The organism is Streptomyces sp. CG 926 (genome assembly GCF_003148825.1).
Classification (GTDB): Bacteria; Actinomycetota; Actinomycetes; order Streptomycetales; family Streptomycetaceae; genus Streptomyces.
Genome location: NZ_QGGZ01000015.1, coordinates 157821 through 173096, shown reverse-complemented (window position 1 = coordinate 173096; position 15276 = coordinate 157821). Strand labels below are relative to the sequence as shown.

Annotated in this window: 16 protein-coding genes and 1 pseudogene; 6 read left to right on the top strand and 11 right to left on the bottom strand. The window is 71.4% G+C overall.

Annotated elements, in window-relative coordinates; all coding sequences use genetic code 11:
* Window positions 1–36 precede the first annotated feature (36 nt).
* Both BCL76_RS33355 and BCL76_RS33350 read right to left on the bottom strand, forming a co-directional pair.
* Window positions 37–1764, bottom strand: a complete 1728-nt coding sequence (locus BCL76_RS33355) for a thiamine pyrophosphate-dependent enzyme (protein WP_109783092.1) — start codon at window positions 1762–1764, stop codon at window positions 37–39.
* A gap of 21 nt (window positions 1765–1785) precedes the next feature.
* Window positions 1786–2547: a hypothetical protein gene (locus BCL76_RS33350; RefSeq protein WP_109783091.1), complete on the bottom strand. Its 762-nt coding sequence runs from the start codon at window positions 2545–2547 to the stop codon at window positions 1786–1788.
* Window positions 2548–2670: 123 nt separating this feature from the next.
* Between BCL76_RS33350 and BCL76_RS33345 the strand changes: the two genes are divergently transcribed.
* Together BCL76_RS33345 and BCL76_RS33340 are read left to right on the top strand one after the other, a co-directional pair.
* Window positions 2671–3087 (top strand): SsgA family sporulation/cell division regulator, encoded by a 417-nt coding sequence (locus BCL76_RS33345; protein WP_181382841.1) that lies wholly within the window; start codon window positions 2671–2673, stop codon window positions 3085–3087.
* 108 nt (window positions 3088–3195) lie between these two features.
* The gene (locus BCL76_RS33340; RefSeq protein WP_109783090.1) at window positions 3196–3441 is read left to right on the top strand and encodes a hypothetical protein; all 246 of its coding nucleotides are present in this window, start codon (window positions 3196–3198) and stop codon (window positions 3439–3441) included.
* Window positions 3442–3558: 117 nt separating this feature from the next.
* On the opposite strand, the gene BCL76_RS33335 is transcribed toward BCL76_RS33340, so the two are convergent.
* From BCL76_RS33335 to BCL76_RS33320, 4 genes are read right to left on the bottom strand one after another with little or no spacing between them, the layout of a single operon-like run.
* Window positions 3559–3825 (bottom strand): DUF4235 domain-containing protein, encoded by a 267-nt coding sequence (locus BCL76_RS33335; protein WP_109783089.1) that lies wholly within the window; start codon window positions 3823–3825, stop codon window positions 3559–3561.
* Window positions 3822–4181: a DUF3618 domain-containing protein gene (locus BCL76_RS33330; protein WP_109783088.1), complete on the bottom strand. Its 360-nt coding sequence runs from the start codon at window positions 4179–4181 to the stop codon at window positions 3822–3824. The genes BCL76_RS33335 and BCL76_RS33330 overlap by 4 nt, the downstream gene beginning before the upstream one ends.
* Window positions 4178–4549 carry a phage holin family protein gene (locus BCL76_RS33325; protein ID WP_181382846.1) on the bottom strand — a complete coding sequence of 124 codons (372 nt, stop codon included), beginning with the start codon at window positions 4547–4549 and terminating at the stop codon, window positions 4178–4180. The genes BCL76_RS33330 and BCL76_RS33325 overlap by 4 nt, the downstream gene beginning before the upstream one ends.
* Before the next feature lie 4 nt (window positions 4550–4553).
* Window positions 4554–5708 carry a YihY/virulence factor BrkB family protein gene (locus BCL76_RS33320; protein WP_109783086.1) on the bottom strand — a complete coding sequence of 385 codons (1155 nt, stop codon included), beginning with the start codon at window positions 5706–5708 and terminating at the stop codon, window positions 4554–4556.
* A 317-nt stretch (window positions 5709–6025) separates the two neighbouring features.
* Between BCL76_RS33320 and BCL76_RS33315 the strand changes: the two genes are divergently transcribed.
* Entirely contained in the window at window positions 6026–8170 is a 2145-nt protein-coding gene (locus tag BCL76_RS33315; protein WP_109783085.1) for a SpoIIE family protein phosphatase, read from the top strand.
* A gap of 52 nt (window positions 8171–8222) precedes the next feature.
* Here the strand turns inward: BCL76_RS33315 and BCL76_RS33310 are convergent, their stop codons facing one another.
* The gene (locus tag BCL76_RS33310) at window positions 8223–8726 is read right to left on the bottom strand and encodes a universal stress protein (RefSeq protein WP_258310051.1); all 504 of its coding nucleotides are present in this window, start codon (window positions 8724–8726) and stop codon (window positions 8223–8225) included.
* 318 nt (window positions 8727–9044) lie between these two features.
* Between BCL76_RS33310 and BCL76_RS33305 the strand changes: the two genes are divergently transcribed.
* Window positions 9045–9389 (top strand): SAV_915 family protein, encoded by a 345-nt coding sequence (locus tag BCL76_RS33305; protein ID WP_109783083.1) that lies wholly within the window; start codon window positions 9045–9047, stop codon window positions 9387–9389.
* Between the two features lie 11 nt (window positions 9390–9400).
* Complete coding sequence (gene lysA / locus BCL76_RS33300) at window positions 9401–10741, top strand: diaminopimelate decarboxylase (protein ID WP_109783082.1); 1341 nt, start codon at window positions 9401–9403, stop codon at window positions 10739–10741.
* Between the two features lie 38 nt (window positions 10742–10779).
* Here the strand turns inward: lysA and BCL76_RS33295 are convergent.
* Window positions 10780–11205: pseudogene (locus BCL76_RS33295) on the bottom strand (amino acid transporter); the annotation flags it as partial.
* Window positions 11206–11222: 17 nt separating this feature from the next.
* Here BCL76_RS33295 and BCL76_RS33290 point away from each other — a divergent pair.
* Window positions 11223–11870, top strand: coding sequence for a potassium-transporting ATPase subunit C (locus tag BCL76_RS33290; RefSeq protein WP_109783081.1), 648 nt, complete (start codon window positions 11223–11225; stop codon window positions 11868–11870).
* A gap of 84 nt (window positions 11871–11954) precedes the next feature.
* On the opposite strand, the gene BCL76_RS33285 is transcribed toward BCL76_RS33290, so the two are convergent.
* The 3 genes from BCL76_RS33285 to BCL76_RS33275 form a co-directional block, all read right to left on the bottom strand.
* Window positions 11955–13463 carry a DUF4246 domain-containing protein gene (locus BCL76_RS33285; protein ID WP_109783080.1) on the bottom strand — a complete coding sequence of 503 codons (1509 nt, stop codon included), beginning with the start codon at window positions 13461–13463 and terminating at the stop codon, window positions 11955–11957.
* Window positions 13464–13576: 113 nt separating this feature from the next.
* Window positions 13577–14218 carry a hypothetical protein gene (locus tag BCL76_RS33280; protein ID WP_109783079.1) on the bottom strand — a complete coding sequence of 214 codons (642 nt, stop codon included), beginning with the start codon at window positions 14216–14218 and terminating at the stop codon, window positions 13577–13579.
* Window positions 14219–14379: 161 nt separating this feature from the next.
* Complete coding sequence (locus tag BCL76_RS33275) at window positions 14380–15219, bottom strand: SDR family oxidoreductase (RefSeq protein ID WP_109783078.1); 840 nt, start codon at window positions 15217–15219, stop codon at window positions 14380–14382.
* Between the last annotated feature and the right edge of the window lie 57 nt (window positions 15220–15276).

Here is a 15276-nt window from a genome sequence, read left to right as displayed (position 1 = left end):
GACCGTCGAACGATCTGTGCAACCGCCCCCTTCCCCTCAGTTCTCGCGGGTCGGGAGGATCTCCTTCACCTTGGCGATGGCGAAGCCCCATCCCTGCGCCACGGTCGGCTTGCCGGGTACGGCCACTTCCTCCGGGTTGGTCAGCACGTCCAGCAGGACCGGGCCCGGGGTGTCGAGCGCCCGGCGCACACTGTCGTGGAGGTCGGCCGGATCGGTGACGCGGATCCCGGTGAGGCCGAGTGCGGTGGCGACGGCGGCGAAGTCGGGGTTGTCCAGCTCCGTACCGAATTCGGGCAGGCCCGCCTGCTCCTGTTCCAGCTTGACCATGCCGAGCCGGCGGTTGTCGAAGACGACCAACTTCACCGGCAGCCGGTACGTCGCCAAGGTCATCAGGTCGCCGAGCAGCATGCCGAGGCCGCCGTCACCGCAGAAGGCGACGATCTGGCGGTCGGGTGCCCACAGCTGGGCGCCGATCGCCTGGGGCATGGCGTTGGCCATCGAGCCGAGGTTGTACGAGCCGATCAGGCGCCTGGTTCCCCGCATGGCCACGAAACGGGAGAGCCAGACGGTGGCCATACCGGTGTCGGAGGTGAAGACGGCGTCCTCGGCCGCGTACGCGTCGACGGCGGCGGCCAGCGCCTCCGGCCGGATCTCGTGGTCCGGGTTGTCCAGTACCGCGCGCAGCTTGCCGGTCCAGCGGCGCTCGTGGCCCGGGTCGGCCAGCCGGCGCCCGCCCTCCTCCCAGCGCAGGAACCTCTCCCGGGCGTCGTCCAGATGCGCGCGGTCCGGGACCTCCTTCAGCAGCGGGAGCAGGGCGCGCAGGGTGGCGCCCACGTCGCCGGCGAGGCCCACGTCCACGGGGACCCGGCGCCCCAGGTGCTCCTCGCGGGCGTCGATCTGGACCACCTTGCAGTCCTTCGGATACCACTCCCGGTAGGGGAAGTCGGTGCCCAGCATGAGGAGTACGTCGCCGTGGTCGAGGGCGTGGGAGGCGGCGGGGTTGCCGATCAGGCCGGTCTGGCCGACCTGGAAGGGGTTGTCGCCCTCGAAGCCCTCCTTCGCCTTGAGCGTGAGCACCATGGGGGCGGAGAGCAGGTCCGCGGTCCGGAGGACTTCGGTGCGGGCGTCGCGGGCTCCGCGGCCGACGAGCAGGGTGACGCGGGAGGCCGCGTTCAGGAGTTCGGCGGCCTCAGCCAGGGCCGGCTCGTCGGGCCGGGTGACGGCCCGCTCCAGGGTGAAGCGCGCCGGGCGGTCGTCGGTCAGCTCCTGGTCGCCGAGATCGCCGGGCACGGTCAGTACGGCGACGCCGCCCCGGGTCACGGCGGCGCGTACGGCGGTCTCCAGCATCCGCGGCATCTGGTCCGGGGAGGTGACGGTGGCCCGGTGGACGGCGACGTCGCGGAACAGCAGGTCGTTGTCGACCTCCTGGAAGTAGTCGCTGCCCATCTCGGCGAGCGGTACCTGTCCGCAGATGGCGAGGACCGGGGTGCGGCTCTTGGCGGCGTCGTAGAGCCCGTTGAGGAGGTGTACGGATCCGGGTCCGACCGTACCCATGCACACGCCGAGGGTGCCGGAGAGCTGTGACTGCGCCCCCGCCGCGAAGGCGGCGGCCTCTTCGTGCCGACAGCCGACCCAGGTGAGGCCGTCGGTGGTGCGGATCGCGTCGGTCAGGGGGTTCAGTGCGTCGCCGACGACGCCGAAGACGTGCCGGACGCCCAGTTCCTCCAGTGCGTCGACGATCACGCGGGCCACGGTGCGTGCCACGGGAGTGTCCTTCCCTCGGTCTCAGTGGGTGAAGCGGTCGGGGTCGGCCGCCCGCCAGTCGGATGCCCAGGTGTCGGGCACTGATGCGAGCAGTTGTCCGGGGGTGAGCCATTCGTGCAGTTCGGCGTACGAGCGCACGGTGTACGGGTCGACCCGTTGGAGCAGTTGGTGGGGACGCAGCTCGGACGGGCCGTCGACGCCCATCGCCGCCATGATCCGAAGGGCGCTCAGGACGGTGGCCTTCTGGTAGCGCTCGACGCGCCGCGACTTGTCGCCGACGTCGACGGCACGGGCCCGCCGCCGGTCCTGGGCGAAGCCGCCCAGCCGGGCACCGGTGTTGAGGGCACGGACGGCGTTCGCGGACAGCGAGCCGAAGCTCATCGCCGAGACGTTGAGCAGGGCCATGTCGTAGGGCTTGGTGCAGCCGGGGCCGCCGATCCGGACCCGGGGCGGATCGACGCGCACCGGTCGCGGAGCCATGGACGGGGTGAGGTATTCGCTGCCGGCCAGGTCGAGATCGCGTTCGGTACCGAAGGGCTCGTCGTCGTCGGTGCCCTTGGCACGTTCGTAGACGATGCTGCGGGTGTCCCGGTCGAAGGGGCGGCCGTCGAAGTTCCGCTCGATGAAGTACTGCTGTATCTCCGGGCGGAGGGCCTCCAGGGCGAACCGCAGGCGCCCCAGCAGCGGGTAGTTCCGCAGGAGGGAGTGTCGGCGCTGCACGAGGTCGTGGACGGCCACCACCGCGAGCACCCCGAGCAGGACGAGGAGAAGTATGTTCAGCACACCGCACGTGTGTCCCGGCCCCCGACCGTCAACCGCGTCGGGCGATTCACACGGCGGGGGCGGAATGCCGGGTGGGTTCGGCGGGTACGCGAGGAGATCACCTGTTGTCTTGTGGAGGTCCCCTTGCTGTCCTCGCTCTCCGACACGATCTCGACGCACCTCGCCGTGGCCGACAGCCTCCTGCCGGTACCGACGCGGGCCGTCTACGACACGTCCGACCCCTACGCGGTCCGGTTCGACTTCATGCTGGACGACGAAAGTCCCACCCCGTGGCACTTCGAGCGGGACATGCTGGCCGAGGGGGTGCGCCGGCCCGTGGGAGAAGGCGACATCAGCCTCCGCCCCCGGTGGACGGGCGGACAGCACACCCTGGTCATGCAGCTGTGGGGAGACACACCGGCCGGCTACGAGTCGGCGGTGCTGATCGTGGACTGCGCGCAGGTGAGCTGCTTCCTGGAGCAGTCCTACGGGTTGGTGGCCCGGGGATCCGAGTCCTGGGACATCGACGGGTTCCTCGACAGCATCCGATGCCCGGAATGAGGCACGACGCCCGGGTGTCAGGCGTTTGCGGGTGGTCGGGTTTCCGGTGGCGGAGTTCGGGCAGCCGCCGCTCGGGGGATCCCACGCACGGCACAGGAGGTTCGCGCCATGGAAGACCAAGGCGGCGCCGGCGGCGCCCCGCTCCACCACCATGACCACGAGCACGACCACGAGCACGACCGCGACGAGCGGCGACGTCGCGGGGCATCCCCCACCGCACCCGGCCCCAAGGCGTCCGCGGAGGACGAGCGCACCGTACGGGCAGCGGACACGGACGAGGCGAGCCGCTTGGACCGGCCGGGGGCCGGCGACGGGCCCGCACCCGAACGGCGCCGTCCGGGGCGCGAGCACTGACCGCCCGCCACGTCCTCAGAGGATCGCTGCCAGGCCGGTCGGCCTGGCAGCGGCGTCACCGCGGCGGCCTCGGCTCCACTGCCTACACCGCCCGGGTCAGGGCCGAGACCGCCCGGGTCAGCCGGGCCATGTGCCCGTGACGCGCCGCGTCGCCACCGCACCGGAGCGGTCGACGGCAGCCTTGACGGCTGCGAAGATCGCGCCCTGCAGGGCCGCAGCGATCAGGATCTCCCGCCATGAGCGGTCCTCGTCGGTCGCCGCGGGCGCGTCCTCGGCCCCTTCGATCAGCTTCCAGACCTCCTTGAACACCAGTCCGGCGAGCGCGCCGCTGAGGGCGCCCAACGCCAACCCGACCGGCTTGTACGCGATCGCCGACGCCCTCATCGGTGCCTCCTCCGGTTGCCCCGCACCAGCAGGAACACGATCAGCGCGGCGCCGACCGTGATCAGTGCGGCCCGGCCCGCCTTGTCGAGGACAGGGTCGGGTGTCTTCTCCGCCGCCAGGTGCGCCACATGTTCGACCCCGCCCCGAATCCGGCCTGTCACCAGGGTGGCCTTCTCCGTTGCCTGCTCCTTCACGGCGGCCGTCTTCTGCCGGGCCTGGGCCGCTACGTCGGCCTTCGCGGCCAGGGCTTCGACGGTGCGGCCGAGTTGATCGCGGGTGTGCTCGATCCGTTCCCGCAGTTCCTCCGGAGAGGGTTCGTCGGCGGTGCGTCGTGCGTCGTGGGACCGGCCGGTCATCGGTGTGCCTTCTCCCTGATCTCGGCGACGTCGGCCTTCAGGCTCTCCATCGTCTGCTCGGGCGCCGGCGTACCGGCCTTCGCGATCTGCCGCTTGCCCGCCATCGCCACCACGGCGGCGCCCACGGCCAGCACGGCGGTGGCGATCAGCGCCGAGGCCCAGACGGGAAGCACCAGAGCCAGCGCCGCGATTCCCGCCACGACCAGGGCCTGGGCCGCCAGGACGCCGAGGAGCCCGGCTCCGCCGAACAGACCTCCGCCCGTCCCGTACCGCTTCGACTTCCGTGTCATCTCCACCCGCGCGAGCTGCATCTCCTGGTGCACCAGCTCCGAGATCTGCTGGGACGCCCGCGAGACCAGCACGCTCACCGAATCATCGGCGGGACGACTCCTCTGTTCGATCGTGGCCACTGCTCTCCACCTCGTTCTCACGTCGATCGGATGCGTCTCGTACCCCGTCGCCGCACGGGACGGAAGATCCCTCCATGCGGCGACGGTCCTCGTCGCTCCACGCCTTGGTGTCGCGGGGGCGCACATACGGCTCCTCGTGTTCGTCCAGGCCTCCCGCGATCGCCCGTTGGCGGGTCAGTTCCGCGTCGAACTCCAGACCGAGGAGGATGGCGAGGTTGGTGATCCACAGCCACACCAGGAAGACGATCACGCCCGCGACGGTGCCGTACGTCTTGTTGTAGGACGCGAAGTTCGCGACGTAGACGGCGAAGCCGGCCGAGGTGACCATCCAGATCGCCAACGCCAGGAAGCTGCCGGGGGTGACCCACGCGAAGCCGCGCCCCTTGGCGTTCGGAGCGGCCCAGTACAGCAGCGCGATCATGATCGTGACGAGGAGGACCAGGACCGGCCACTTGGCGATCGACCACGCGGTGAGCCCGGCGTCACCCACGCCGAGCGCCTCGCCGGCCCTTCGGGCCAGGCCCCCGCTGAAGACCACGATCAGCGCGCTCGCACACGCCAGGAGCATCAGCGTGACGGTCAGGGCCAGGCGCAGTGGAAGGATCTTCCACACCGAGCGGCCCTCGGGCACGTCGTAGACGGCGTTCGAGGCGCGGATGAAGGCCGCGACGTAGCCGGACGCGGACCACAGGGCGACGATCAGGCCGAAGACGGCCACTAGTGAGCCGAGTCCGCTGCGGCCCTGCAGCTGCGTCAGGGCGTCGCCGATCACGTCCCGGACCGAGCCGGGCGCCAGCTTTCGCAGGTCGTCCAGCACCCGCTGGGTCACCGAGTCGCCGGCGATGCCCAGCAGGGACACGAGGACGAGGAGGGCGGGGAAGAGTGCGAGCACCCCGTAGTAGGTCAGGGCCGCCGCGCGGTCGGCCAGCTCGTCGCTCTGGAACTCCTTCGCCGTGCCGCGCAGCACGGCACGCCAGGATCGTTTCGGCAGATCGGTGGGCCGGTCGGGCGCGCGGTCGCGCACGTGGCTGTCGGGACCGGCGCCGGCACCGGCGTGCACCCCGATGTCCGGACTCTCGTCTTCCGTGCCGGGGTCCGGCGTCGATTTCCGCTTCATGCCCTGCGGGTTTCCGCCTTGGCGGGACTCATGCGCCCGAGGCGCGTCTTTCGGATCCGGTCCGATCCACCCGTCGCCGTCGTCAGCCGTTTCGCGCTCCCATGGCCTCGGAGGGACCGGCGTTCCGCAGACGCGGGTATATCTGGCAGATAAGCTGGCAAATCCTTGTTTCATCGACCAAATGCGCGAGGGATGCAATTCTGGATGATATGCACGCCCGCTCGGCTGGAGGAGGATGAGATGAGCGCACCGAGGGACGAATGAGGCGCTGGACCGGCATGTCCAGGGCCTGCGGCAGTCGGTGAAGGAGGCCGGTCGTGGTCACATCCAAGGCGTCCCGGGTCGAGCCCGGTCCGGAGAGAGTGGCTCCCTCCGAGCCCGGCGGTCTGCTGGACGTGCTGAGCGTGGCCGCGGTGGTGCTGGACGCCAAGGGACGGATCACCTTGTGGAGCCCCCAGGCGCAGGACCTGTTCGGCTGGTCGGCCGAGGAGGCGCTGGGCAGCTACGCGGCCGAGCTGCTGGTCACCGACGAGTACGTCGACCTGGTACTCGATCTGTTCGCCAAGGTCATGGCCGGCGGCGGCGCCTGGGCGGGCGTCTTCCCCGTGCGGCACAAGGACGGCTCCTCGCGCATGGTGGAGTTCCGCAACATGCGGCTGCAGGACGAGCACGGCGGCGTGTACGCCCTGGGGATCGCTTGCGACGAGGCCGTGGTGCGGGGTGTGGAGCGCGACCTGGCCCTGTCGGTGCCCTTGGTGGCCCAGTCCCCGCTCGGGCTGGCGGTGCTGGACACCGACCTGCGGTACGTACTGGTCAACCCGATGCTGGAGCGGATCAACGGGATACCGGCACAGGAGCATCTGGGCCGTACACCCGGGGAGGCGCTGCCGTTCCTGGACACGAAGGTGATCGAGGCGTCCATGCGCCAGGTCCTGGAGAGCGGTGTACCGCTGCTGGACCAGTACGGCATCGGGCGGACACCCTCCGATCCCGGCCGGGAGCGCGCCTGGTCGGGCTCCTACTACCGGCTGGAGGACCCGCGCGGGCGGGTGATCGGGGTCGCCCTGGTGGTGGTGGACGTCACCGACAGCTACCGGGCGGCCGGGGAGGCCGCCGAGGCCCGACGGCGTCTGGACCTGATCGCCCGGGCGTCGGTGACCGTCGGAACCACCCTGGACCTGAAGCGCACGGCCCGCGAACTCGCCGACCTCGTCGTGGCCGACCACGCCGGCCTGGCCGATCTGGCCTCGGTCGACGTCCTCGACTCGGTCCTGGAGGGCGGCGTGGCCACCGCGCCCGGCCCCCGGACGGGGCGTGCGCTGTTCATGGCCCTGGCGGTGTCGGCGGCCTACGAGACGGCCTCCGTACGCGCCGCCGACCCGGTGGGCGAACGCACCACGTATGCGGCCGAACGCCTGGTCACCCGCTGTGTGAGCACCGGGCGTCCCGTCCTGGTCTCGCACATCGGGCGCGCGGACCTGGCGCACATCGCGCGGGACGAAACCGCCGCGACCCTCCTCGCCCGGGAAGGCGCCCACTCCTACCTGGCCGTGCCGCTGACCGCCCGCGGCCAGGTCCTCGGCGCCCTCGGCCTGCTGCGCACCCGCGATCCGCGCCCCTTCGACCACGACGACGTCACCCTGGCCGGTGAGCTGGCCACCCGTGCCGCCATCGCCATCGACAACGCCCGCTGGTACCAGCACGCCACCGACACCGCCCTGACCCTTCAGCGCCATCTGCTCCCGCAACCCCCGCCCCGGTCCGCCGGCCTTCGGATCGCCTACCGCTACCAGCCCGCCGCGGCGGCCAGCGGGATCGGCGGCGACTGGTTCGACGCGATCCCCCAGCCCAAGGACAAGACCGCTCTGGTGGTCGGCGACGTCATGGGGCACGGTGTCCACGCCGCCGCCACCATGGGCCAACTGCGGACGGCCACCCGTACCCTGGCGGACCTCGGTCTCGACCCGGCGCGGGTCCTGCGCCACCTCGACCACATCACCGCCGAGCTGGACCAGACCATCGCGACCTGCGTCTACGCCACGTGGGACCCGCACCGCTCCCGCTGCCGTGTCGCCCTGGCCGGCCACCCACCGCCCGTCCTCATCCGGTCGGGCCAGAGCCCCGAACTGCTGGCCCTTCCCGCCGGTGTGCCGCTCGGCACGGGTGGCCTCGGCGGTGCCGACTTCGAGACTACGGTGCTCGACCTGGTCCCCGGCGACAGGCTGGTGCTGTACACCGACGGCCTCGTCGAAACCCGCGACGATGCCTTGGACGAGCGACTGGATCTGCTCCTCGGTCTCCTCACCGGCCCCGGCCTCCCCCTGGAGGCGACCTGCGACCGGCTTCTGTCGGCCCTCCGGCACCCCGACGCGGCCGACGACGTCGCCCTCGTGATCGCCCACGTACGACCCCACCCACCCCTGTCCGCAGCGGGCCCGGCGACGGCTCCAGCTCGATGGTGACGACCTTCTCGGCGCCGTCCGTATGCGCACCGTGCCCGGCTTCCCGCGGTCGTCATCCGGCCAGGTCTCCGGCGTACAGCGGCCGGCGCCACACGTTGCGGCGGTGTACGGCGTCCAGGTCGCCCTGGAGCGGGCTGGGCGGTACCGCGAGGACGGGGCACGGGGCGTGGGCCAGGCAGTAGCGCGCCACCGACGGGCGCAGGGCCCGGAGCAGCGGTGTGCGTGCACCCGTACCGACGACGAGCAGGTCGCCGGGGTCGCGGACGGTGTCCACCAGGGCCGCGCCCGGCGTGCCCCGTACCGTCAGCCCGGCCAGTGTCACCCCGGGCGGGCCGTCGCCGAAGGCGGTGTCCAGGGTTTCCCGCAGCTGCTCCACGGCGGCTTCCCGGCAGCCCGTGAGCAGGGGCGTACCGCCGGCCGATCCCCTGGAACCGGGGCCGCCGAGCGGCGGTTGCCAGGCCAGGACGACCCACAGTTCCGCGTCGCGCGCCCGGGCCTCGGCCGCGGCCCGGTGCAGGGCCGTCAGACTTCCGAGCGACCCGCACGTACCCGCCACAACTCGTCCTCGCACCGTTGCCCGCCCCTCATGGCTCCTCGTCGGCTCTCGGCCTCCATGCAACGGTGGCGGCGGGCCTCCCGTCCGCTTCGCTGATGCGTCTCTGACGCCGGAACGGGAAACCCGTACGGCTTCCTGATGCCCCGGTCCGGCGTCCGTCAGCGCCGCGTACGGAACGGGCCGCCGCCCGTCAGGGTCGCGTCAAGGGGCCACCCGGACGGCGCGGGAGCGGGGATAGCTTCGAACGGACGCCTTCCGGGTCGCCTCCCCGCGCCGGGGGCGTCACCCATCGTTCGCGGTTTCCCCAGGGAGAGCCCCATGTGTCTGTTTCGGTACGAAGACGACCCCGAGCCCGAGGAACCCGTCCCGGCCGGGCCGCTGTACGTGCCCGTCCGGCCGGGAAACTCAGTCGGCTCGGGGACGGTGATCCGGCTGTTCCGCACTCCGTTGGGCGTGCGCACGGCCGTCGGTTTCACCCGCGTGGAGCGGCTGGCCGCGACCCTCGGCGAGGGCCAGGAGTACATCCGCCTGTCCGAAACCCTGCTGCGGGAACTGTGCGAGACGCTCGGCGCGGAGCTGGTCACCGTCGATCCGACGCTGTCGGCTCCCGCCGCGACGCCGACGACCCACCGGCCCGGCCGGCTCCCGGTCGGCTCCGCATGAGGGGGAATTCCATGACCACGGTCACCATGTCGAAGGTCGCCGCCGACGCGGACGACCTGTCCGTCTGGCCGGCCTCCGCGCGCCGCCTTCCGCACGGCGTGCTCGCCGTCGGCGGGGTGTGCCTCGCCGAGATCGCCGACCGCTTCGACACACCCGTGTACGTACTCGACGAGGGCGAGGTACGGGCCCACTGCCGGGCGTACCGCGACGCGTTCCCCGATGCCGATGTGCTGTACGCCGCCAAGGCCTTCCTGTCCCGGGCCGTGGTCCGCTGGATCGACGAGGAGGGCCTCGGGCTGGACGTCTGCTCGGCCGGCGAGCTCGAACTCGCCGTCACCGCGGGCTTCCCGGCGGACCGCGTCGTCCTGCACGGCAACGCGAAGTCCCCGCACGACATCGAGGCGGCGTTGCGCCTGGGGGTGGGCCGGATCGTCATCGACAGCCCCTCCGAGATCGCCCGGCTGGCCGCCGCCGTGGGCGTGGGCACGGGCGGCGCGCAGAAGGTGATGGTCCGGGTGGTCCCGGGCATCATGGCCGGTGGCCACGAGAAGATCCGTACGGGAACCGAGGAGCAGAAGTTCGGCCTGGCCGTGTCCGACGGCTCCGCCCAGCACGCCATCGCCCGGATCCTGGGCCTGCGCCGGCTCGAACTGACCGGCCTGCACTGCCACATCGGCTCCCAGATCACCGACGTCAAGCCGTACGTCGCCGCCGTGCGCCGCATGGTGGGACTGATGGCCCGCATCCGCGACACCCACGGCGTCGTCCTCCCCGAGCTGGACATGGGCGGCGGCCACGGCATCGCGTACCGCCCCGGCGAACCCGCTCTCGACCTCACCGCACTGGCGCGCCGGCTGCGTGCCGAACTGGCCGCGAGCTGCGCCGCGGCGAAGCTTCCCGTCCCCCGCCTCGCGATCGAGCCCGGCCGGGCCGTCACCGGGCCGGCGGGCGTGGCCCTGTACCGGGTGCTCGCCGTGAAGCGCACCGGCGAGCGCGTGTTCGTCGCCGTGGACGGGGGCATGAGCGACAACCCCCGGCCGGCCCTGTACGGGGTCCGGTACGCGCCCCGCCTGGTCGGCCGCCGAAGCACCGCCGAACCGCGTACGACCACGGTCGTCGGGCGGCACTGCGAAGCGGGCGACATCCTGGCCGCCGACGTGGAACTGCCCGGGGACATCCACCCCGGCGACCTGCTCGCCGTGCCGGTCGCGGGCGCCTATCAGCTCTCGATGGCCTCCGGCTACAACATGGTCGGCCGCCCGCCCGTCGTCGCCGTCCACGACGGCACGGCCCGCCTTCTCGTCCGGCGCGAGACCCTGGCCGACTTCCGCCGCCGGGACATCGGGGAGTAGCCGGGCCGGGACCGTTCCTCCGCTCCTGCCGCCGGTCGTCAGCCGGCGTGGACGTGGGGGCGGCGGCCGCGGTCCGGTTCGGCCTCGCGGATGACCTCGCGGGTGACGGGGGCGACCTCACCTTGGCCGAAGAGGAAGAAGCGCAGGAAGTTGGCCATCGGGTTGCCCTCGGTCCACTCGAAGTAGATGTGGGGCCGGCGGCCCGTCTCGTCCCGGATGTGGAGCAGGAGCGCGGCGAGGGCGTTGGGGACGGTGGAGCTCTCCAGGGTGAGCACCCGGTAGCGGTTGTGCAGCACTTCGCCGCGCACGCGCAGCCCGGATTCGAACTCGGACGGGTCCAGGACGGTGACCTCGACGAACATGAGGTCGTCGCCGGCCGGGATGTCGTTGTCGGCGCGGATCTGCCGGACCTTGTCCTGGTACTCGGCCTGGTCGCGGTTGTCGGGCTCGTTGGCGATGAGCCGTCGGCAACACCGCACGCCTGATCGGCGCCGGCCTGCGGGCACTCCTCGCCCTCACGGTGCTGTGCGGCGTCCTCTACCCGCTCGCCGTGACCGGTATCGCCCAGGTCGCCTTCAGCGGCAACGCGACCGGGTCCGAGATCAAGGACGAGCGCGGCCAGGTCGTCGGATCGTCCCTCATCGGGCAGACCTACAACCTGCCGGCGCGGAACCCCGACGATCCCGAGGAGGCCGCTCGGCCGGACCTGCGGTGGTTCCAGCCGCGGCCCTCCCACGGTCTGGGTTCCAACAGCATCAACACCCGGTACGCGCTGATCCTCTCGGGCGCCACCAACAAGGCCGCCGACAACCCGGACCTCGTCAAGCTGGTCGAGGACGCCAAGGCCGCGGTCGTCACGGACAATTCCACGCCCTCCTACCAGGTCGACCCGCGGGCCGTCCCGGCCGACGCCGTCACCTCGTCCGGCTCCGGCCTCGACCCGAGCATCTCCCCGGAGTACGCGAAGATCCAGGTCCATCGGGTCGCCGAGCGCAACGCCCTCGACGTCGAGCAGGTCGAGAAGCTCGTGAAGCAGCACACGCAGGGCCGCACCCTGGGCTTCCTGGGCGAACCCCGCGTCAACGTCCTCGAACTCAACATCGCCCTCAAGGCCCTGGCCGCACGCTGACCGCCACAGGGGCGCGGATCCGGAGGATCCCCGGCCGGGGCCCCTTGGGGGTGGGCCCCGGCGGCTGGGTGGGGTCGCGTGGTCTCAGTGCTCGCAGAGGGAGAATTCTCGTTCGTAGAGCTGCTCGTTGTGTTCGTTCACGAAGAACTTGCGTTCCCGCATGAGCTGTTCGCGGTAGTTCTTCGCCTGTTCGAGCGTCATGGTCGAGGTCTCGGACCACGGCTGTTGCGGGGGCACGTCGGAGGTCGAGACGATCTTCTCCGACGGGTCGACCAGGAAGAACGCGAGGATCTTGCGATATCCCGGGCGGGTGGCGTCGGCGAGGCGGAAGGAGCCGACGCGGTGTTGCAGGACGTTCGGGAAGGCCAGGCAGCGGCCCGCGGGGGTCGACGCCGATCCCAGTTCCTGGTTCAGCGCGTCCTCGTCCTCCAGGCCGTAGACCTCACGCAGACCGTTGTCGTCGTTCTGTTCGTAATGCGGGTCGTCGAGGGCCGCCCGGAAGCTCAGCCGGCTCTCGGTGATGTTCTCGCTGTCCCAGTAGTAGATGCCGGTCGAGACGATCCGCTCGTTCATCATCCCCTCGACGTGCCAGGAACCGCCGGAGTACTCGGGCTTGTCCGGGGTGAGGTGAATGGTGGCGAGCTTGACGATGACCTGGAGACCCCGGCCGCGCAGGTCGACGCGGGCGGATGCGTCGGGCGACTCGGGCGCGGTGAACTCCGGGGCGTCCGGGATGACCGGGACCCGGTTCTCCCACCACTGGTCGTGGGCCTCTTCCCAGGCGGTCCGAGCCGCCGTGTAGGCCGCGTCATCACTGAAGGCGGACTTGTTCGGGTACTCCGGTTCCGAGTCGTACCACCCATAGGGATCGGCCGCGATCCGCAGGGGCCGGGGGTGGCGCAGATCGGTGAGCACGTTCTCCAGCAGCGGGCGCATGCGCCCGAACAAGTCCGGCAGGACGGCTGCCAGTTCACGATGGTGCTCGGGGTGGATGTTGTTCACGTACGAACGGAAGGTGACGTCTCCGTCGTCGCTGACGTCCACGTCGGTGGGCAGCCACTGGAACTGCTCCGAGAACTCGTACTTCGAGTAGCGGTCCGTCGGGTTCCGCCAGGCCCGCTCGGGCGCGCCGCTCGCCTCTCTCACCAGGCAGAACAGTGAGGGATGCACCAGGTCCAGCACCTGCCCGTCGGAGCCGGGATGCCAGTCCAGTTCCGCTTCGGGGACTTCTTCCAGAACCCGGACCGCCTCACGCAACCGGTCCCTGAGCTTGTCGTCGATCAGCGTGTCCGAGTGCCACACCCCGTCGGCGGCGGACACCTCGATGCCCGTCCGTGCGTCCCGCAGCGCGGCGTAGTGCACGAGCTCGGCGAGTACGTAACGCACCTGCGCCTCGGTGAGGCCCTGGGCGACCGCTTCCTGCGTCCACCTGGCGACGATGGCGGGGTCGTTCATCTTGTCGAACCACCCGGGCTTCGCCCGAATGTGTGCGCTGCACTGCATCATCTGGACTTCCCGCAACGTTCGGGGGGTCGCGAACGATATGGACCGGGCTGTTTGAAAGGGCAGCGGGAAAGCAGACAGGCCAGACAATTCTCTTGGTCCTCCGAGTCGGTGTGCGGTGGCCGGAAGGATACTTCAGCGGACTGACACCGCGGTCGTGCTCCGGTCGTCGTCGAAGGACCCGAGAACCTCTCTGCTCGTGCCTACTGCACCTGGTCCGCGAGGGCTTGTGCCAAGGCCCCGACCCGGGTCGGCTCCAGCGAACTGCGCCCGCTCGCACCGACGCCGATCAGCAGGGCGGCGTCCCCCTCCCCGTCGAGCTTCAACCGGACGGTGGCGACGTTGCCGCTCCCGGTCATGACCGGCTCGCCGGCCTTCGCCTCGCCCGACTTCTTCATGTACGCGATCAGGTCGTCGGTGGACATCCCGGCGAGGTTCTGGGCCACCGGCGCGAGCGGGGCACTGGCCTGAGGCCGCCGTGTCGCGATGGTGTGCACCTCCACGTCCTCCGTGCCGAGGTGGAACGTGCAGCTCACCAGCGCGCCGGGATTCTCGGCCAGCGCCTCCCCCGCCTCGGCCCGCTTGCCGCCCTCACCCGTGGCGGCGGGGCCGTCGGCCTCCTTCACGGACCCCGGCCCACCGGTGGCGGTCACGCCCGCGGTCTTCGCCGCCGCGCCGATGTCGTAGGCCAGCGGGCACTTGTCGGTCCCCTTGGGATCCATGCCGTCGACGGTCTTGGTCAGCCCGCTCAAACTCAGCGGGGCCGCGCCGCCGCTCTGGCAGCCAGCCATCAGAGCGGCTGCTGTCGCGGCGGCGATCGCCAGGCCGTACCGGCGGTGTATCACGTGTGTGTCCTCACTGTTCACAGGGCGGTGGGGCTGCAACCGTGGCAATCGCCAAGGGTGTCGAGGGCGGAGGTGCGGCTCCGATCCAGCTCCGAGGTGAAGTATGTCGGGGCGCCCGAGCGGTCGGTGACACCGCCCGGGCGCTTCAACGGGGTCATGCCTCAGCGGAAAGCGGCGACATGGCGGGCGACCCAGTCGTCGAACGAGGCCGGGGCGCGGCCGAGGACTCGTTCCACGTCCGGGCTGATCCGCAGTTCGGCCGGGTTCGGGGCGGAGATGATGTCCAGGGTGTCGTCGGCGAGTTCGATCGGCACGAACCGGGCCATGCCGGCCTTGGCCTCGTCGCGGGTGAGTTCGTGGAACCGTACGGGTGAGCCGAGCGCGGCCGCGATCGCCTGCGCCTGCCGGCGCGGTGTGATCACCTGCGGCCCGGTCAGCTCGTACACCCCTCCGGCGTGCCGGTCCTCCAGCAGGCAGGCCGCCGCGACCGCGGCGATGTCCGCCGGATCGACGACCGGAACCCCCACATCGCCGAAGGGCGCGGCGACCGTCCCTCGGGCGCGGACGGACTCCGCCCAGGCCAAGGCGTTGGAGGCGAACCCTCCCGGGCGCAGGACGGCCCAGTCCGGGCCGGAGTTCCGCAACGCGTCCTCCACGCCGCGCATCGCGACGCGCGACGGGCCGAACGGCCTGGTCGCCACGCCCTGCGAGGACAGCAGGACGACCCGGCGGACCCCACTGGCCGCGGCCAGGTCGATGATGTCGGTCGGCCTGGCATCGGGGGCGTGCAAGTTGCCGGAGAGCAGGAGGAAGAGCGCCTTCGCCCCGGCCAACGCGGGTGCGAGGAGTGCCGGTTCGGCCAGGTCCGCCGACAGGTGTCGGACCCCGTCCGGCACCTGTCCCCGGTGCCGCGACACCGCCGTCACCTGCTCGCCCGCCGCTGCCAGGGCCTGCGTCAACGGTCGGCCCACATTCCCGGTCGCCCCGGTTACCACGATCATGTCCAGCTCCTGATTCGTTGTGCACTGCGGCCACCGACGCTAGGAGCCGGGCTTACT